General features: G+C 62.5%; 13 protein-coding genes. 1 reads left to right on the forward strand and 12 read right to left on the reverse strand.

Annotated features, from left to right (window positions below; genetic code table 11):
* Positions 1–67 precede the first annotated feature (67 nt).
* The 12 genes from AC07X6_RS08705 to AC07X6_RS08760 all read right to left on the reverse strand — a co-directional run bounded on the left by AC07X6_RS08705 (position 68) and on the right by AC07X6_RS08760 (position 18,509).
* Positions 68–2,764, reverse strand: a complete 2,697-nt coding sequence (locus AC07X6_RS08705; protein WP_494790687.1) for a TonB-dependent receptor — start codon at positions 2,762–2,764, stop codon at positions 68–70.
* A gap of 562 nt (positions 2,765–3,326) precedes the next feature.
* Positions 3,327–4,613 (reverse strand): O-acetylhomoserine aminocarboxypropyltransferase/cysteine synthase family protein, encoded by a 1,287-nt coding sequence (locus tag AC07X6_RS08710; RefSeq protein ID WP_494790688.1) that lies wholly within the window; start codon positions 4,611–4,613, stop codon positions 3,327–3,329.
* A gap of 101 nt (positions 4,614–4,714) precedes the next feature.
* Positions 4,715–5,626, reverse strand: a complete 912-nt coding sequence (locus AC07X6_RS08715; RefSeq protein ID WP_494790689.1) for a carbohydrate kinase family protein — start codon at positions 5,624–5,626, stop codon at positions 4,715–4,717.
* Positions 5,623–7,257, reverse strand: coding sequence for an alpha-amylase family glycosyl hydrolase (locus tag AC07X6_RS08720; RefSeq protein WP_494790690.1), 1,635 nt, complete (start codon positions 7,255–7,257; stop codon positions 5,623–5,625). The genes AC07X6_RS08715 and AC07X6_RS08720 overlap by 4 nt, the downstream gene beginning before the upstream one ends.
* Positions 7,258–7,259: 2 nt before the next feature.
* Complete coding sequence (gene malG / locus AC07X6_RS08725) at positions 7,260–8,150, reverse strand: maltose ABC transporter permease MalG (protein WP_494790691.1); 891 nt, start codon at positions 8,148–8,150, stop codon at positions 7,260–7,262.
* Between the two features lie 10 nt (positions 8,151–8,160).
* Positions 8,161–9,672 carry a maltose ABC transporter permease MalF gene (gene malF, locus AC07X6_RS08730; protein ID WP_474290604.1) on the reverse strand — a complete coding sequence of 504 codons (1,512 nt, stop codon included), beginning with the start codon at positions 9,670–9,672 and terminating at the stop codon, positions 8,161–8,163.
* 129 nt (positions 9,673–9,801) lie between these two features.
* Positions 9,802–11,022, reverse strand: coding sequence for a maltose/maltodextrin ABC transporter substrate-binding protein MalE (gene malE / locus AC07X6_RS08735; RefSeq protein WP_474290605.1), 1,221 nt, complete (start codon positions 11,020–11,022; stop codon positions 9,802–9,804).
* Between the two features lie 110 nt (positions 11,023–11,132).
* Positions 11,133–12,218, reverse strand: coding sequence for an ABC transporter ATP-binding protein (locus AC07X6_RS08740; protein WP_230540914.1), 1,086 nt, complete (start codon positions 12,216–12,218; stop codon positions 11,133–11,135).
* A gap of 84 nt (positions 12,219–12,302) precedes the next feature.
* On the reverse strand, positions 12,303–13,940 hold the full coding sequence (locus AC07X6_RS08745) for an alpha-amylase family glycosyl hydrolase (protein WP_494790692.1): 1,638 nt from the start codon (positions 13,938–13,940) through the stop codon (positions 12,303–12,305).
* 237 nt (positions 13,941–14,177) lie between these two features.
* Complete coding sequence (locus AC07X6_RS08750) at positions 14,178–15,188, reverse strand: substrate-binding domain-containing protein (protein WP_230540912.1); 1,011 nt, start codon at positions 15,186–15,188, stop codon at positions 14,178–14,180.
* 313 nt (positions 15,189–15,501) lie between these two features.
* Positions 15,502–16,722, reverse strand: a complete 1,221-nt coding sequence (locus AC07X6_RS08755; RefSeq protein ID WP_230540911.1) for a maltoporin — start codon at positions 16,720–16,722, stop codon at positions 15,502–15,504.
* Positions 16,723–16,943: 221 nt separating this feature from the next.
* The gene (locus AC07X6_RS08760) at positions 16,944–18,509 is read right to left on the reverse strand and encodes an MFS transporter (RefSeq protein WP_494790693.1); all 1,566 of its coding nucleotides are present in this window, start codon (positions 18,507–18,509) and stop codon (positions 16,944–16,946) included.
* A gap of 107 nt (positions 18,510–18,616) precedes the next feature.
* On the opposite strand from AC07X6_RS08760, the gene AC07X6_RS08765 reads away from it, so the two are divergent.
* Positions 18,617–19,528 (forward strand): LysR family transcriptional regulator, encoded by a 912-nt coding sequence (locus tag AC07X6_RS08765; RefSeq protein WP_230540909.1) that lies wholly within the window; start codon positions 18,617–18,619, stop codon positions 19,526–19,528.
* Positions 19,529–19,542: the final 14 nt, after the last annotated feature.

Here is a 19,542-nt window from a genome sequence, read left to right on the forward strand (position 1 = left end):
CGGCATTTGCTCGCAGGCGAGGATTGTCAGCGGTGGCAGTCCGGAGACTGCCACTTGAAATCGGCGATTATTTAAACTTGTAGCGTGCGTTCAAGTAAATATAGCGGCCGACGATATCGTTCATCGCATTGACGTAGGTATCGACATACGCGCTGTTCGAGTACACGGTACCTTTGTCGAACATATTGTTGACGCCGAAACTCACATCCAGGTCTTTGACGGGCTTGAAGTGGATATTCATGTCCCACGCCGTGTACGAGCCAATACGCTTGTTGGTAATGGCAGCGTCCTGCAGTTTCGTCGGATCGTCAATATTCTTCGTGCTGGAGTACGTACGGGCGGTCAGAGCCACTTCCTTGTCATCGCGCTCGAAGCCGATACGCAGTGTGTTCGACCATTTTGGATGGTAAGTGCCGTCCAGGCGGTCGGTCGGCTCGGCGCCCGGCGCGATGCTTTGCTCATACTTCAAATTGTAGCTATTGGACTCGCGCAGTTTCACGGTGCCGTAATCACCCACTTTGAATGAGTACTTCACATCCAGATCCAGGCCTGCGACATTTGTTTTGCCAACGTTTTGGAAAGGCAGTTTCATGTCCTTGATACGGCCTTTGTTCAAACCGGGATTATTCGCTTCCAGCACGGGATTGCGCGGATCGCGGCCGATCAGTTCCGCGAAGCCGGGAATCGTGTCTTCATGATCGAGCACGTATTGCGCATCCAGGGTCTGGATCGTGTCCTTTTGACGCACGCTATACCAATCCAGCGATGCCGACAGGTCCTTGATCGGCTGCAAGACGATACCCAAGGAGAAGTTCTTCGCCTTTTCCGCCTTCAGGTCAGGATTGCCGGACAGGTAAACCTTGGGACCGTAGGAGCATTGCACGCCCGTGTAACCCAGCGGTCCGCAACGCGCCCAGTCGGCCACGGTGGCGTAGCCGGTGGTGGTCGAGGCGACCTCCGGCAGGGTCGGTGCCTTGAACGAGGTCGTAGCCGAACCGCGCAACATCACTTGCTGGTTCGGACGCCATGCGAGCGCGACTTTCGGGTTATAGGAATTGCCGAAATCGCTGTAATGGTCGCCGCGCAGCGCCAATTGCATTTCAACCTGCTTGGCGATTGGTACGTTCAACTCGCCGTATATGGAATACACCGTGCGGCTGGCCTTGCTGCTGGTTGCGCCAAAGTTGACGATGTTGCCCGCTTTCATCTGTGGATCGGCGACGTCGTCGATCGACTCGTGGCTGCCCTGCAGGCCCCAGGCGAAGCCAACTGGCTCGCCGCCCAGCGTGAACAATTCAGGCGTGCTCATCTTCCATTCGGCGCTGCTCAGCTTGGAGGTTGAGCGGTGCGAAGTTGTTGTCAGGAAAGGCAAGTAGGCGCTTTCCGGATTATTCAAGACAAAGGGATCGTAGCCACCCGCTTTGCCCAGCAAGCCGGCTTGCAAGGCCGCCGTCGACTTGTCCAGCAGCGATTGCTTGTCGGCATCGTCGCTCAGCTTGTTCTGGTTCAGGCTGATTGCACCTTCGCTATCCCATTTGCCCAGCGTACCGCGCCAGCCGCCGACCACGCGCGTGGTTTTGCTGGTGACCTTCGAGGTCCGCTTGCCGGCCTCGTAGACGTTGCGGAAAACCTGCACCTGATCGCCGGGCATGAAGCCGTTCACGGTGCCATCGCTGCCGTCCGGCAGCGTCGCCAGACCGGGGTTGGTCGAGCCGGCCGTCCGGTAGTTGGCGCTGCTAAAGTTGGGGGAGCCACCGATAAAGGTCGACGAGTTCTGGGTGTAGGCGGCTTCCAGGAACAATTCATCGGTGCTGTTGAGGCGCTGCGTGAAAATGGAAGAAATACCGGCGCGCTCCTGCTTCGGCGTCAGGTTCGAAGCCGGATTGGTGAAGCAGACATTGTCTCCGGTGCTGGAGACACCCACCGTACCCTGGCAACCTGGGATCACATAACCCTTGTCGCCACTGCTCTGGTTGCGGATCCAGCCCATGTACTCGTTGGTCCTGCGCTTGTCGGAGCCGCCGAACTTGCGGAAATCGTTCGCCGCCAGGTTCGAATGCTTGTTCGACACCAGCGGATTGCGGCGGTACAAGTCCAGCGTCAACAGCAGGTTGCGCCCATCCTGCTCCAGATCGCCCCAACCTGAGGTCAGGCTGACGTTGCCGGTCTCGCCGTCGCCCTGCTGGTTGGCGCCGATGTTTGCAGTACCCTCTACGCCCTGGTAGTTGGTGCGGGTCTTGAAGTTGATTACGCCAGCGACGGCGTCGGAGCCATAAATAGCCGAAGCGCCATCGCGCAGGATTTCTACCGACTCGATGGCCGACAAAGGCAGGCTGTTCAAGTCAACGAAGGAATTCTCCGCGCCGATCGCAAAGCCGTAGTTGGCCAGGCGGCGGCCATTCAGCAAAATCAGCGTGTACTTGGAGTCGAGGCCACGCAAGGCGGCCGACGAGGCACCGGAGGCGAAGGTGGAACTACTGTTGCCGTCGAGGGAGACGGAGATCGATGGCAGTTTGCTTAACAATTCGATCACGGTGGAGGCACCGGACTTGGCGATGTCGGCGCGCTTGACGACCTCGATTGGGGTCGGGCCTTCCATGTCGACGCGCGAAATATTCGAACCCGTGACGACGACGCGCTGAATCTTATCGTTGGCGACGTCGGCTTGCTGCGCTTGCACTTGACTGGCGATGAGAATGGTTCCTGCCATGACGCTCAACGCGATTTTAACCGCATGAACGCTCTTTTTTTCTTGAAAAATCATATTCTCCGAGCCTTGATAAATAGTTGATTGCATTTAATAAACAACAAAATTCAAGCCACCGGTATCATTGAACGATCCGTTACTGAAATTATTGTTGCTTGGTTTTTGCCGAGAAGCTCATGGATGGACTTTAGATAGTCTTTTCCATAAGGCTTAGTTAACTATACAACTTCGGACTGGCTGCGTTTTGCATAATGTTGCTTATAAACAACGAAAACAATATATATTTAGGCAATATTTTTCGGTATGAATGAATTCCTCGCCTGGCTTGCCGGGCACCAGACACACCGGGTCCTCCCAGGCGCAAAAAAAATTAGGGCGGCACATGTCGCTTGACGGGTGTTTTTTGCCACGAACGTGGTCTAACCGGATATCGCTTGAAGGAGAGATGGCATGTCGGGATGGAATCACCGCATGCTGCAAGGCGTGTGCAAGGCGCTCAGCAGGAGGCTGCAGCTCGCAGAAAAGATGCAGGCACCAGGGCCGCGCCTGTCCCGGCAGGGGAGGCATGCATGTGCCGGGACAGGCTTGCAGGCTGATTTCAGCCTGATTTCAGCTTGATTCAGGCCGCGTTCAAGGCCTGTTCCAGGTCTTCGCGCAAGTCGTCGATATGCTCGATGCCCACGGACAGGCGCAGCATGTCTTCGGACACGCCCGCCTTGGCCAGTTCTTCCGGATTGAGCTGGCGGTGCGTGGTGGAGGCCGGGTGCGTGGCCAGCGACTTGGCGTCGCCGATGTTGACCAGGCGCGTAAACAGCTGCAGGGCGTCGAGCACGCGGGCACCGGCCGCGCGCGGGTCTTCGCTTGCTGCCAGCTTCAGGCCGAAGGACAAGATGCCCGAGGCGCGGCCGTTCATGTATTTTTTCACCAGCGCGTGGTCCGGGTGGTCTTCCAGGCCAGCGTAATTGACCCAGGCGACTTTCGGGTGGTTTTTCAGGTGTCTGGCCAGGGCCAGGGTGTTGTCGCAGATGCGGTCCATGCGCAGGGCCAGGGTTTCGATGCCCTGGATCAGCTGGAAAGCGGAGAGCGGAGAAATGGCCGCGCCCATGTTGCGCAGCGGGACGACGCGCGCGCGGCCGATGAAGGCGGCGGGACCGAATGCTTCCGTGTAGACCACGCCGTGGTACGACACGTCCGGCTCGTTCAGGCGCTTGAAGCGCTCCTTGTGCTCCGCCCACGGAAATTTGCCGCTGTCGACGATGGCGCCGCCCACGGTGGTGCCGTGGCCGCCCAGGTATTTGGTCAGCGAATGGACGACGATGTCGGCGCCATGCTCGATGGGGCGGAACAGATAGGGACTCGGTACCGTGTTATCGACGATCAGCGGGATGCCGTGCGCGTGCGCGATCTCGGCCAGTTTGGCCACATCCGTGACGTTGCCCAGCGGGTTGCCGATCGATTCGCAGAAGATGGCCTTGGTGCGCGCATCGATCAGCGCGGCGAAGGTCTCGGGCTGGCGCGCATCGGCGAAGCGCACTTCGATGCCGATCTGCGGCAGGGTGTGGGCAAACAGGTTGTAAGTGCCGCCATACAGCTGGCTGGCGGAGATGAAATTGTCGCCCGCTTCCGCAATCGTCTGGATCGCGTAGGTGATCGCCGCCATGCCCGACGCCACGGCCAGCGCGGCCACGCCGCCTTCCAGCGCCGCGACGCGCTTTTCCAGCACGTCTTGCGTCGGGTTCATGATGCGCGTGTAGATATTCCCGGCCACTTTCAGGTCGAACAGGTCGGCGCCATGCTGGGCATTGTCGAAGGCGTAGGCCACCGTCTGGTAGATGGGGACGGCGGCGGCCTTGGTGGTCGGGTCGGGGGTGTAGCCGGCGTGCACGGCCAGGGTTTCGATTCTCATGTGGTCTCCGGTTCTCGGTCTGCGATGGTGAAGCGTTTGAAATTCGCAGCCATTGTGCCATGCGCCCGTTAGCTCGATGCTACGCTTGATAGAATATTAAGTCATAAGCTAGTGCTGTCTTGATATAAGTCATGCAGCTCTGCCTGGCCAATAAACCGTTCATGTGTGCCATGCTGGGCGCAGGCGAATGCGCCGCCGATGGCGCCGCGGTGCATGGCGGCGTCGATGCCCGCGCCATTAAGCCAGGCGTGCAAAAAGGCCGCCACGAAGGAATCGCCCGCGCCATTCGTGTCCACCACGGGCAGCTTCAATCCCGCCGTCGGAGTGTGACGCACGGACGCGCTGCCCCGTTCCAGCAGGTAGGCGCCGTGCGCGCCGGCCATGGCCACGACAAGCTGCGCGCGGCCTTCCGCGATTATCGCGCGCATGACGTCGTCCCGACGCTCGCCCAGCGCCGCCGTGCTGAGAAACACCAGGTCGGCGCGCAGCGCAAAGACCTTGTGGTGCGGGTTGACGCCATCCCAGTCGTGCAGATCGGTCGACACCGTGGTGCCGCACGCTTGCGCATCGTCAAACAGTTCGGCCACCCAGCCCATGATGGAAAAGTGCGCATGGCGCGCCGGCCCCAGGTAGGGAAGATAAAATGCGGGCGGCATGCGCAGGTCTTCCGGATGGCGGCCGTCGTACAGCGACATCCTGCGCCCCTGCGGGTCGACCAGGTTGACGCTGCGCCGCGTGCCCGAGGGTTCGACGAGATGCGAAAAATCGAGCTTGGCTTCCTTATAGCGCTGCAGGATGGCCGCGCCTTGCGCATCGTCGCCGATGAAGTCGATGAATTTGCAGCGCAAGCCCAGCGCGTGGCAACCGAGCGCCACGCCATTGCCCGTGTGCGCCACATAGTCGCGGATGGGCGGCACGTGCAGCGAATCGGCGACGGGCAATTGCAGGTCGGGGACGCGCACGATGGTGTCGATGCCGGCGCCGCCGACCACTAATATGTCATAGGTACTCATGGTGCAGCCTTTTCTAACAGGACGGTGCCGGCCGCGTTCACCGCGACGGCGCCATTTTTTACCAGGTAGGTTTGATTTGTATAAGCGTCGCGCAGCTTGGCGCCATCGGCGAACACGCCGTGTACCTTCAGTGAGAGCGCGCCTTGCGCTTCGGGCACGGCGATGACGGCGTCACCATCCATCACGCGGGCGAAGGCGTACGGCTTGTCGTTGATGAACCGGTGCTCGCCGCGCGCCAGGGCAGGGTGGCGCAGCCGGAACTGACCCAGCTTGCGCGCATGCGCGAGGGTGGCAGCGTCCAGCGACGACCAGTTCATGTCGGAGCGCGTGGCTTGCTGTTCGTCGCCGATGGGCGCCGCGCCGGGCTGGCGCGCGCTTTCATCGCCATAGAACAGCTGCACGCCGCCGGGCGCCAGCAGCAGCGCGGACAAGCCGTGCTTCAATTGATCGCGCGGGAACAGGCTGGTGTCGTGCGAGGAGATATATGACAGGATGTCGTAGCGGGGACCTGGGCCCTTGCCCAGCAAGCCCGCGTACTGGCGGTACACGCCGTCGATGCTTTTCCAGTCGGCGCCCGCGCGGTGTTGAAAGTCGAAATTGATCATCGAGTCGAAACCCGCGTCATGCCAGCTGCTGCGTTCAGGCCCATGGCCCCACGCTTCGCCCGTCATCCAGAATGGCGCGTCGTCGATTTTCTGTGCGGGATGGCGCGTTTTCCAGTCTTGTAATGCCTCCGTGGCCGCCGCGCGCAGGGCCAGCCAGCTGGCCGGCTCCACATGCTTGACGGTGTCGGCCCTGAAACCGTCGACGCCGAATTCGCGCACCCAGTCGGCCAGCCAGTGCACCAGGTAGCCGCGCACGGTGGTATCGGGCAGGGCGATGGCACGCGTATCCATCTTGCGCTGCAGGATGGGCGGCAGGCCCACGGCCTTGGCGCTTTCCGTGCGGAAGTCGGGCAAATACGCCAGCTGCATCGTGTAGTCGTCCTTGCCGCCGTCGGGATAGCCGGGCAAGCCCGCGCGCACCCAGTCCGGGCCCCACCACTGCTTGAATTCGAAGTTGTTGTAGTCGATGAAGCTGTGATAGTCGCGCAAGCCGGCCTTGTCATGGCCGGGCCACAGCACGGGCACCTTGTATTCGGACAGGGTGCGCAAGTCCGCGTAGCCGGGATGGTTCAGCACCACGTCGAACAGCACGCGGATGCCTTGTGCGTGCGCGGTGGTGATCATCTCGCGCAGCTCGTCGCGCGTGCCCATGTTGGCGTCCATGGTCGTGTAATCGAGCGCCCAGTAGCCGTGGTAGGCGTAGTGCTGGAATTGCTGCTTGCCACCCACCACCCAGCCGTGGATCTGTTCATACGGCGCCGTGATCCACAGGGCGTTGACGCCCAGTTCCGTGAAATAGCCGGCTTTCAGCTGCTGCGTGATGCCGGCGATGTCGCCGCCGTGAAAGCTGCCGACGTCGCCGCCTTGCGGGTCGGCGGCGCGGCCGTAACTGTGGTCGTTGCCGGGATTGCCGTTGGCGAAACGGTCCGTCACGGCAAAGTAGACGATGGGATTGTCTGCAAAACTCCCTGCCTGCGCCGAAGCGCTGAGTAACAGGGCGGCCAGCGTAGTCAGGGAGCGTCGCATGGTCAGCCCTTCACGCCGCCAGCCGTCAGGCCGGAGATCATCCATTTTTGCGCCAGCAGGAACACGGCCGTGATGGGCAGGCCGGACAGGATGGCTGCCGCGGCGAAGTCGCCCCACAGGTATTTTTGCTCGTACAGGAACAGTTTCGAGCCGACGGCCAGGGTCAGGTTGTTCTGTTCATGCAGCAGCACGGACGCGATCGGGTATTCGATGATGGCGCCGATGAACGACAGCAGGAATACCACCATCAAAATGGGCACCGTCATCGGCAGCAGCACGTAGACGAAGGCTTGCCACTGCGTGGCGCCGTCGACCTTGGCCGCTTCCTCGATCTCGATGGGGATGGTTTGATAGTAGCCCTTGATGGTCCAGATATGCAGGGCGATGCCGCCCGTGTAGGCCAGCACCAGGCTGCCGTGGTGGTCGATGCCCAGCCACGGCACGTAGTTGCCCAGCACGTCGAAGATGGCGTAGATGGCCACCAGGGCCAGCACGGCGGGGAACATCTGCAGCAGCATCAGCGCCGACAGCGTCTGCGACTTGAAGCGGAATTGCATGCGCGCGAACGCATACGCGCAGGTGGTCGACAGCAGCACGGTGACGGTGGCGCTCATGCTGGCCACCTTGATGGAATTCCATAGCCACAGCAGCACGGGGAAGTCCGGCTCGACGAGGGCGCCGTTGGGCGCCTGGTAGGACATGCCCAGCGCCAATCGCCAGTGCTCGAAGCTGATCTCGGGCGGTATCAAGCTGCCCGAGGCGAAGTTGCCTGGGCGCAAAGAAATCGACAGGATCATCAGGAAGGGGAACATCACCAGTGCGATCAGCGCGATCACGGCGACGTGGGCCGCCAGGATGCGCCAGCGGTTGGAACGGTCGACAATGATAGCCATATGCTGTCCTTTATGCTTTGTTCATGCGCGTCAGGCGCATGTTGACCAGCGAAATCGCGGCCACGAGGAAGAAGATCAGGGTCGAGATGGCGGCAGCCAGGCCAAAATTCTGGCCGGAATCCTCGAACGCGATGCGGTAGGTGTAGGACACGAGCAAGTCCGTCGTGCCGGCCGGCAAGTTGGTGTCGAGGAAATCGGGACGCCCGCCCGTCAGCAAGCTGATCAGCACGAAGTTATTAAAATTGAAACCCAGGCTGGCCACCATCAACGGCGTCAGCGGCTTGATGATCAGGGGTAACGTTATCTTGAAGAAATTCGTCAGCGGTCCCGCGCCAGCCAGGGCTGACGCTTCGTACAGGTCCGACGGAATCGCCTTGATCAGGCCCATGCACACGACCATCATGTAAGGGTAGCCGAGCCAGGTGTTGACGATCAGGATCATGGCCTTGGCCAGGGTGGTGTCCGAGAACCAGGCGGGCTTGATGCCGAACAAGGCGTCGAGCACGAGGTTGATTTCGCCGAAGTTATTGTTGAACAGCCCCTTGAAGACCAGGATGGAAATGAAGCCCGGCACGGCGTACGGCAGGAACAGCAGGGTGCGGTACAGGCCGCGGAAGCGCAGCGCATCCCAGTTCAAGAGCACGGCCAGCACCATGCCCAGGCCCGTCGTGGTGGCCACGCTGATCAGCGCGAAAACGATGGTCCACACAAAAATGCGCAGGAAGGGGCCGCGGAACGCTTCGTCGGAGAAGATTTTCACGAAGTTGGCGAAGCCCACGTTGACCTTGAAGCCCGGTTCCAGCTTGGTGCCGTCCGGCATTTCATAAAAGCCCGTCTTGAAGTTCGGTGTCACGAGTTCGCCCGTGGCGACTTTTTTGAGGGTCTTGTCGGGGAGTTGCTTGTAGACATGCGCGACGGGGCCGAATTCGCGCAAGCCCACCATGCGCAGCTCGATCTTGTTCGGCAGCACGAGGGTGAGCAGCTTCAAATCCTTTTGCAGGGCGATGATGTCCTTGATGGGCAGCGGCGGGGCCAGCACGGGCGCTTGCACGGGGTCGGCCGGCGCCACGTCCACGTTCAGGGGCACGGCGCGCTTCAGGGCCAGCGGCGGCGTCAACAGCACTTCGCCCGTGTCCGGGCTTTCCAGGCGCAAACGGTATTCCTTGTTGTCGGCATGCACGGTCATGGCATAGCCGGCGCTTTCCACGCGCTGCGTCTCGTCGAGCAGGTATTGCGTGGCCCTGTCGTAGGTGAGCAGGTTGCGCGAACTGAAATTGGTAAAGCCGATCGACACCGTGTACACCATCGGCAGCAGCACGAAGACGATCACCGCCGTGATGCCGGGAAACAGATAACGGTAGGCATAGGCGCGCGGCGACGTGAAGACAAACGTCGTCAGGGTCAGCAAGCCGAGGAAAACGGCGGCCAGCATGGTCTGGCCGGAAATGTACAACATGAAGAGCAGATACAGACCCAGCGCCATGCTGATGGTCAATACCGTAGGGCCGATAAACTTGCGCACGATGGGATACCTGTAATGATACGTAGGTCGGATCAGGCCCAAAGGGCCGTAATCCGACAACATTGTTGGCGGCACATGTCGGATTACGCGCTACACGCTAATCCGACCTACGCTCAATCAAAAGATGGCTTAATTGGCGGTCGTAATCCGCTTCGCCGCCGCGTCCAGGCCATCCTTGGTGCTCTGGCGGCCTTGCGTGATGTTTTCCAGCGCCGATTGCATCGACGACCAGAAGCGGCCCATTTCCGGGTTGTTCGGCATCGGGCGGCCCGCTTGCGCGCTTTCCATCGTCGCCTGAATGTTCGGATTGGCTTTCAATTCCGCGAACAGCACTTTATTAGCTGGCGTGCCCAGCGGGACGTCGGCGTTGATGGTTTTCAGGCCATTGAGCTGCAGCATCTGGTTTTCCAGGAATTCCGTCGCCAGGTCCTTGTTTGGGCTGGCTTTCGAAATCATCGCGCCCAGCACGCCCACGAACGGGGTGGCCGTCTTGCCTGCCACGGTAGGAATCGTTGCCACGCCGTAATTGATCTTCGATTTGCGCGCATTGTCCCACGACCATGGGCCGTTGATCATCATGGCGATCTTGCCCTGGTTGAAGCCCGCTTCCATCTCGGCATAGCCGGCGCCCTTCGGCATGGCGCCGCTGTTGATCAGGGTCATCAGTGCATTCACGCCCGCCTGCGAACCGGCATTGTTCACGCCGGTTTTCGCCGCATCGTAGCGGCCATCGGCCTTGACTTCAAACGGGAAGCCGCCGCCCGCGCCCAGCAGTGGCCACGTGAAATAGGTATTCGTGTAATCCCACAGGATGGCTTTCTTGCCTTGCGCGGAAAGTTTCTTGTCCAGCGCGGCGATTTCTTCGAAGGTTTTTGGCGGGGTCGGCACCAGGTCCTTGTTGTAGACGAGGGCGACGGCTTCGATGGAGATCGGGTAGCCCCAGGTCTTGCCGCCCACCGTGAAGGCGTTCCACGCCAGCGGCAGGATGGCGGCGCGCGCTTCCTTGCTTGGCGTCACTGGCTGCAGCAAGCCGGCGTCGATCCAGCCGCCGATGCGGTCATGCGGCCAGATCCAGATGTCCGGGCCCTTGCCGGCGGCGGCCGCCTGCTGGAATTTGTTCGGCGCATCTTCCGGGTGTTCGACGACGACCTTGATGCCCGTCTTCTTGGTGAATTCCTCGCCGACCTTGGCCAGGCCCTTGTAGCCTTTGTCGCCATTGATCCAGATCAACAGGGTGCCTGCTTCGGCCGCGTGCGCCATGCTGACGGCGGCCAGGTTGCCGATGCCGGCCAGGGCGGCGGCGATCAGCGTGGTTTTGATGAAGCTGCGTTTCGGGTGCGTGAAGGACATGTCAATCTCCAGTATCTTTTTTTATGCTAAGTTTATGTTGAGTATCAAGGCTGAAACGATGCAACCAGGCCAGGCGGCGCCTGTAGCGCCTGGCCCCTAAAGCGGATAGATCAGGTACGGGTCTGGCCGTGCTCGTCGAACACGTGGACGCGGGCGGGCGCCACCTGCAGCGCCACGGACTGGCCAATCGCCCAATCCGTATCGGCATCGGCGCGCACCACCAGCGGCTCGTCGCCGCCAGGCACGTGCACATACAGATAGCTGATGTCGCCCAGTTTTTCCACCGCCTGCACGGTAGCCGTGATGGCGGCAGTGGCGCCGGGCGCGCATGCCTGCACGTGCTCCGGGCGCGCGCCGATGGTGACGGGGGTGCCGCTGGCCAGCGGCTGCGTCAACGCCGCCTGCAGCATGCCGCCCGCATTCGTGGCGATGGTGGCCACGCCGTCGACGTAGCTGTGGATCTTGCCTTTGAGGAAGTTCATGCGGGGCGAACCGAGGAAGCCGGCCACGAACAGGTTGGCGGGATGGTGGTACAGCTCCAGCGGCGCGCCCACCTGTTCGATGCGGCCCGCGTTGAGCACGACGATGCGGTCGGCCAGAGTCATCGCCTCGACCTGGTCATGCGTGACGTAGATCATGGTCGAGCGCAATTCGCGGTGCAGATTCGCCAGTTCGATGCGCATCTGCACGCGCAGCGAGGCGTCCAGATTCGACAGCGGTTCGTCGAACAGGAAAACGTCGGGCTTGCGCACGATGGCGCGGCCGATGGCCACGCGCTGGCGCTGGCCGCCCGACAAGTCTTTCGGTTTGCGTTCGAGCAAAGGTTCGATGCGCAGGATTTGCGCGGCGCGCTGCACGGCGTCGGCAATTTGTACCTTGCTCATGCCGGCCAGTTTCAGGCCGAACGCCATGTTTTGCGCCACGCTCATGTGCGGGTACAGGGCGTAGCTCTGGAATACCATGGCGATACCGCGTTTGGCGGGCGGCACGTCGTTCATGCGCGTCTTGCCGATGAACAAGTCGCCGCCGCTGATTTCTTCCAGGCCGCAGATGCTGCGCAGCAAGGTTGACTTGCCACAACCCGACGGGCCCACGAAGACCATGAATTCGCCATCGGCGATCTCCAGGTCGATGCCGTGCAGGGTTTGCACGTCGCCATATGCCTTCTTCAGCCCTGCTAATTTCAGTCCTGCCATGTCGTCCTCACTGTGTCAATCCGTCCCCGCTGATGCGCGGGGCTCGTTATTGTAATTGGCGGCATGGCCGCCAAAGGGTACTGTTTAAGCGTGCGTGCCGAACCAGCCGCCATGCGGTGGCAGGCTGATCTGTTGGCCATCTTTGCTACCTGGCAAGCCGTGACCGGCCAGATCGCTCGCTGGCGCCGCGTCAGGCCAGGCGAAGGTGACCGCTTGCGTGCCCAGGTTGAAGGCGGCCAGCACGGACGGCTGTCCCGGCAAGTCGCGGCGCAGGGCCAGCACGGGTTCCGGCGCATCGAAGAAGACTATATCGCCGCGCAACAATTGCGGCAGGGTGCGGCGCCAGGCGAGGATGTTCTGCGCAAACTGCAATGGGGAAGCGGCATCGTTTTCTTCCACGTCAACGGCGCGCGCCAGGTGCTCCGGCGGCACGGGCAGCCAGGGTTTGGCATTGCTGAAGCCGCCATGCGGCGCGTCAGATACCCATGGCATCGGCGTGCGGCAGCCGTCGCGGCCCTTGAACTGGGGCCAGAACGGGATGCCGTACGGGTCTTGCAGCGCCTCGAAAGGAATATCCGCTTCCGTCAGGGCCAGCTCGTCGCCCTGGTACAGGCACGGTGTGCCTTTCAGCGCCGCCTGCACGGCCAGCACCACCTTGGCCAGCGACGGCGACGGGTTCTGGCCGCCCCAGCGCGTCATGACGCGCACGCTGTCGTGGTTGCCCACGGACCAGGAAGCCCAGCCGTCGGCCACTTGTGCCTCGAATTCTTCCACCTGGGTGCGGATGTGCGCGGCGGAAAACTCCGCCGTCAGCAAGTTGAAACTGTAAGCCATGTGCAGCTTGTCGGCGCCCGTGTAGGCGGCCATGGTGGCCAGCGCATTGTCGTCGCCCACTTCGCCGATGGAAATGGCTTGATATTCGTCAAGCACGGCGCGCACGCGCTGCAAATAGGCGATGTTTTCCGGCTGCGTCTTGTCGTACACGTGCGCCTGCATGCCATACGGGTTGATGGCCGACACGCTGCTGGCGTCGCGCTGCGCTGCTGGCGGATTGTCGCGCAGCAACTGGTCGTGATACGGGAAATTGCAGGAATCGAAACGGAAACCGTCGACGCCGCGTTCGAGCCAGAAACGCAGGTTGTCCAGCTGCGCCTGCTGTACGGCCGGGTTATGGAAATTCAGGTCGGGCTGGCTGGCGAGGAAATCGTGCAGGAAGTACTGGCCGCGGCGCGGCTCCCATTGCCAGGCGGAACCGCCGAACACGGACAGCCAGTTATTCGGCGCCGTGCCATCCGGTTTCTGGTCGGCCCAGACGTACCAGTCGGCCTTGGGATTGTCGCGGCTGGAACGGCTTTCCACGAACCATGGGTGGACGTCGGACGAGTGCGACAACACCTGGTCGATCATCACTTTCAAGCCCAGTTCATGGGCGCGCGCCACCAGGCGGTCGAAATCGGCCAGGGTGCCAAACATGGGGTCGACGTCGCAGAAGTCGGCCACGTCGTAGCCGAAGTCTTTCATGGGCGACGTGAAGAAGGGTGAGATCCAGACGATGTCGGCGCCCAGGGCGGCGATGTAATCGAGTTTGGAGGTGATGCCGGGCAAGTCGCCGATGCCGTCGCCATTGCTGTCGAGGAAGCTGCGTGGATAGACCTGGTAGATGACGGCGCTGCGCCACCAGTCGGCGGGCAGGTGGGCGAGATTGTTCTGGATGGTCGGCATGAATGATTTCTTAAAAGTTGCCTGTAGCCTTGGCTATCAGGGCGGCGCTGCTGGTTGGTAGGCGAACGTCTTATTTTAAAATTCAAAGCGCTTTGGGTATGAAATGAGTATAGTTCAAAGCGCTTTGAAAAGTAAAGCGATACACGCGCCAGACATACGATTTTTTTATGAGGGTGATTCAGGACAACAAGATGGCACCGCCGGCCAGGCGGCCGGCGGTGCCGGAGGGGGAAATGGCTAGTGCGGCACGGGGCCCGCCGACTCGCCCGGCAACAGTTCGCACGGCCACAGTTCCTGCAGGTCGGTGACGGGCGTGCCGTCCATCAGGGCCAGCAGCATGTGGATCATCTTCGCGCCGGCGCCGCGCGGATCGGGCTGGACGACGGTGGTGACGTTGTGGCCAGCCAGGGAATCTTCCATCACGCCCCAGACGATCAGCGACATCTCGCGGCCGATGGCGATGCCCGCGTCGAGCAGGGCGCGCACGGCGCCCACGCCCGACATGTGGTTGTCGACGATGACGGCCGTGGGGCGGGGCGAGCGGGCCAGCAGGCGCTGCATGGCCTGGTAGCCGGCGCGGCGGTCGTGCGCGTTGTCGACCAGGTTGTCGGGATCGACGGCGAGGCCGCCCGCCTGCATGGCGTGCTGGAAACTCTCGACGCGCTGGCGCACGAAGTTCAGGTCCGGCGTGGCGCTGATCAGGCCGATGCGCTGGTGGCCCAGCTGCGCCAGGCGCTCGACGGCCAGGCGCATGCCCGCCTCGTTGTCATAGTCGAACCATGCGTGCGGCTGGTTCAGCTGCGTGCGGCCATGGGCGACGAACGGCATGCCCTGCTGGGCCAGGTAGGCGATGCGCTCGTCGAACGGTTTCGTGCGCCCGACAATCAGCCCGTCGATGCGGCGGCCCTTGACCATGCGTTCATAGGTGTGGAATTCATTGGTGGCCGAGGCGGGCGCGATCATCATGTCCATCTGCTGCGCTTCCAGCGCCTCGGACATGCCGCCGACGATGTCGATGAACATGGGGTCGGCCAGGTCGTTCGGCATCAGCGGGTAGATGATGCCGACGATGTTCGTGCGCCCCACGGCCAGGCTGCGCGCCATGGGATTGGGACGGTAGCCGGCCGCCTGCGCGGCGGCCAGCACCCGCTCGCGCGTGCGTTCGCTCACTTCCGGATAGCCATTCAAGGCGCGGCTGACGGTGGTTTCGGATATTCCTAGCGTTTTGGCGAGATTTTTGAGGTTCATGGATGCTGCGGTTGGGGTCTATCCAGGGTGGGTCGGGAGCGATGCGGTGCGATGACGGGTAGTTTATCTGATAAATGCCGGATTGATCAGGGTCATGGCAAGCGGCGGCGGCGCCCAAAAAAAATACGCGGGCAAACCCAGGGGCGCCCGCGCTAAAAGAGGATACTGCTGAATCACTACAGTGAAGCTGCCGGCCATCGCGTGCAGCGGCGAAATGGTGGATCCGGATATTACTTGCCCCTGGATAAGCGGGCGGTGTTGCTGCCACCGGCAAGCGTCCGGGGACGCTTGCCAACGTCCTAGAGTCCCGCGCTTACCACCAGCTTTCCACTTGGAAACCGACGGAGCTGCCGTTGGTCTTGCCACCGAACACGCCAGTCGACGACAGCGCCGATTCCGCGGCGGCGGCCGACTGGGCTGCCTTGTTCCATTTGGCGTAGGTGTAGAAGGCGCGCAGTACGGGACGGGACCAGAAGCTGTTGCCGGCCGACAGTTGCGGGGCAATGGTCAGCTTGGTCAGGTTGCGGCTCTCGCCGCCTTCCGGCTTGACGATGTCGTGGCCCAGTTCCACGGCCAGGCTGTAGTTGTCCGTGAAGTGGTACACGGGACGCGCGCCGATCGAGGTCCACTTGCTGCTCACGCCGGCCGATTCCTTGTCTTCATAGACGAAGGTGCCCATGCCCGACCAGGCGCCTTTGGGCTGGATCATGATCTGTTCCGTCAGGCGCACGACCTTGTCGTCCTTGTCGGCGCCCAGGCTGAAGCCGCCCGTGTTGGCGGCGCTGCCCTTGCCGTACTGCAATGCCACCTTGTTGAAGCCGCCCAGCAGATTGCCTTGCGTATGCATGATGGTCAGCAAGTGGCCGCTGGCGATGGGGGCCGCGCCTTGTGCATTGCGTTTCTGGTTGAATTGCAGGCCCAGCGTCAGTTCGCCGTCCGGGTTGACCTTGATGCCGGAGAAGCGCAAGTCGTGGGACAGGCCCATGCGCTTGCTGTCGCCGTCATCGGCCGTGCGCACGACGGCGTAGGCCAGCTTGGCGGCGCCCAGGTCGATGTTTTCCAGGCCGGCGCCGGGGCCGCTGTTGTTCCAGAAGTAGTAATCGGTGATGTGCACGTCCTGGCGGTCGTAGTAGCGCTTGCCGACCCAGGCGCGCGCTTCGGCGAAGGCGCCCGTGCCGATCTTGTCGGCGACGACGTTCATTTCGCGCCACGACGGGTCCGATTGCTCCCAGTCCTGGTTCTGGTTGACGGAAAACGCCACCAGGGTGTTGATGCGGAAGGTGGTGCCGTTGGCTGCCTTGAAGGCTTCGCCGCCGAATTTCAGCTCGCCGTAGGTTTCGCACTCATTGCCCAGACGATACTTGGACGAGGCGCCGGCCAGGCCGAAACAGGCTTCCTTGCCGCCTTCGCTGCTGGTGCCGAAGCCCGAGCGGATGTAGCCGCCGAAATCGATCGGCAGGGCGGCCTGGGCGGCCGAAGCGCTCAAGGCCAACGCCACGGCGGCAGGCAAAGTTTTCAAGAAATGTTGGTTCATTGCGTCTCCAGTGTTTTTATAGGTGTGGGATCGGTGCGCATAACTTCGCACAGCCAAAGCGCTTTAGTTATGTTTCAAAGCGCTTTGAGTATAGTTCAAAGCGCTTTGATCAGTAAACTGGTTTTATCTTTGAAAACTTTTTAGGTGTTGCGGAGAAACATCAGGGAAGAGGGCGGCGCGTGGGCGCCGCCGTGTACGGCAAGAGAAACTGCGATGGTGAATTATTGCTGTGTCTTGCAGGCGGACAGGGCGGCCGTGTCCGTTGCGGCAACGGCCGGATGGCGCAAGAAGGCCAGGATCAGCAGGGCCGACGCCGTCGTGATGCTGGCCAGCACATACAGCAAGTGGCGGAAGGCCGTGCCGTACGCTTGCGCCAGTTCGGCCGCGCCCGCCTGCGGCAACAGGGTGGCCGCATGGCGCAGCTCGCCCAGCGCCAGGAAGGGGCCCGCGTGCGCCGCCTGTTGCGCGCCGATGCCGGGAATGCCGGCGCTGCCCAGCGCCGCGACAGTGAGCGTGCCCAGCAGCGCGCTGACGATGGCCAGCGCCAGGCCTTCGCCCGCCACGCGCGTCGTATTGAAGATGCCGGCCGCCATGCCGGCCCGCTCGACGGGCACGACGCTGATGGCCAGGCCATCCATCAAGCCCCAGGGCAGGCTGATGCCGCAGCCGATCAGCAGCAGCGGACCCAGCAAGCTGACGGACGGTTGGCCCGGCGCGCATGTCGACAGCCACAGCAAGCCGCCCGCCGCCAGCAGCAGGCCGCTGGCGCAGATGTGCGCGGAGGCAATGCGCTGCGCCGCCATGCCGGCCAGGATGGGCAGCACCAGCATGGGCGCCGACAGGGCGATCATCATGCGTCCCGCCTCCAGCGCGCTATAGCCTTCGATGCCGATGAAGCGGGCCGGCAACAATACCAGCAGCACGACAAAGGAAAACGCGGGCGCGGCCGCCAGCAGTTGCACACCGGCAAAGGCGGGCAGGCGGAACAGGGTCAAGTCCAGCATGGGCCGCGCGGCGCGCCGTTCCACGCGGATGAACGCGGCCAGCAGCAAGGCCGCGCCGCCGAGCAGGCCCAGGCTGGCCGCGCTGCCCCAGCCTTTGTGCGGTGCCTGCAGCAAACCATAGGTAAACAGCGACAAGGCGCCTGTAAACGTCAGGGCGCCGGGCCAATCGACGCCTTGCGCCTGCGGGTCGCGCGATTCGCGCATGGCGCGCGCGGCGGCCAGCAGGGCGGCCAGGCCGGCCACGGCCGTGGATGCAAAAATGGCACGCCAGCCCGTGTGCGTGATCAAGGTGCCGGCCAGGAAGGGGCCGAAGGCCAGGCCCACGCCGAAGGCCGTGCCGATCAGGCTGAAGGCCCGCGCGCGGGCGGGGCCGTCGAATTCCTGCGCCAGGGCCGCCAGTCCGCTTGACAGGGCCATGGCGCAGCCCAGGCCCTGGACGGCGCGCAGCACGTCGAGCAGGGCAATGGACGGCGCCGCCGCCAGCGCCAGCGCGGCGGCGGAAAACACGCCCATGCCCAGCAAGAACACGCGCTTGCGGCCATAGCGGTCGGCCAGCGCGCCGGCCACCATCAGGCAGCCGCCAAAGCTGAGCATGAAGGCATTCGTGATCCACGCCAGCGCCAGCGGCGTGCCGCGCAGTTCGGCGGCGATGGCGGGAATGGCGATGGCCGGGCCCGTAAAACTGAGCGGCATGCACAGGGCCGCCAGGCAAACGGCGGCCAGCACCAGCAGACGCCGTGCAGCCGCTTGGTCCGGGACATGCGCGGGAAGATTCGTATCCATGGGATTGATTCCAGAAAGAGGGGATTCGATGATAATATGGACGCAATCCATGAAAAAGTGGCTGAAAATCCACTCATAACGGACAAATATTCCTTAATCGAGAAGATATGGATAATCTGAACGGCATCGCCGCCTTCGTGCGCGCGGCGGAAACTTCCAGTTATGTGGCGGCCGGGCGGCTGCTCGGGGTGTCGGCCTCGGCCGTGGGCAAGAGCGTGGCGCGGCTGGAAGAAAAGCTGGGCGTGCGCCTGCTTAACCGCAGCACGCGGCGAATCAGCCTGAGCAACGAGGGCGCGCTGTTCTATGAGCGCTGCCAGCGCATCCTGGCCGACCTCGGCGATGCGGAGGCGGAATTGTCGCACCTGGCCGAGGCGCCACGCGGCAAGCTGCGCGTCAGCCTGCCCGTGATCGGCTACCGCATCATCCTGCCCCTGCTGGCGGACTTTACCCGGCAGTACCCGGAGATCGAGCTCGACCTCGACTTCAACGACCGCCTGGTCGACGTGGTGGCCGAAGGCATCGACGTGGCCGTGCGCAGCGGCACCTTGACGGATTCGCGGCTGATGGCGCGCGAGCTGGGGCCGTTTGCCTTTGCCATCGTCGGTTCTCCCGCGTACTTCGCCCGCCATGGCGTGCCGGCCACGCCGCGCGCGCTGGAAGGCCATGCCTGCGTGCGCTATAAATTTCCCACCACGGGCAAGTTGCAGGAATGGGCACTGCAGCGTGCCGAGGGCGACGGCGGCGAACTGCGCTTGCCGACCGCCTTGACCTGCAACAATATCGAGGCCCTGATCGGCGCCGCCGCGCAGGGCGTGGGCCTCGCCTATTTACCTGACTTTATCGTGCGCGACGCGATCGCGCGTGGCGAACTGCAAGCAGTGCTGGGCGAGTATCTGGCGTACTCGAGCAAGTTCTGGGTGCTGTGGCCATCGAGCCGCCATCTGTCACCGAAAATCCGCGTCTTTGTTGACCATCTGTGTACCCACCTGCATTTTTCAGCACCACCTCCCGTCCCCTGAACGGCCTGGCAACC

The sequence above is a fragment of the Janthinobacterium sp. GW460-12-1-14-LB5 genome, assembly GCF_059423585.1.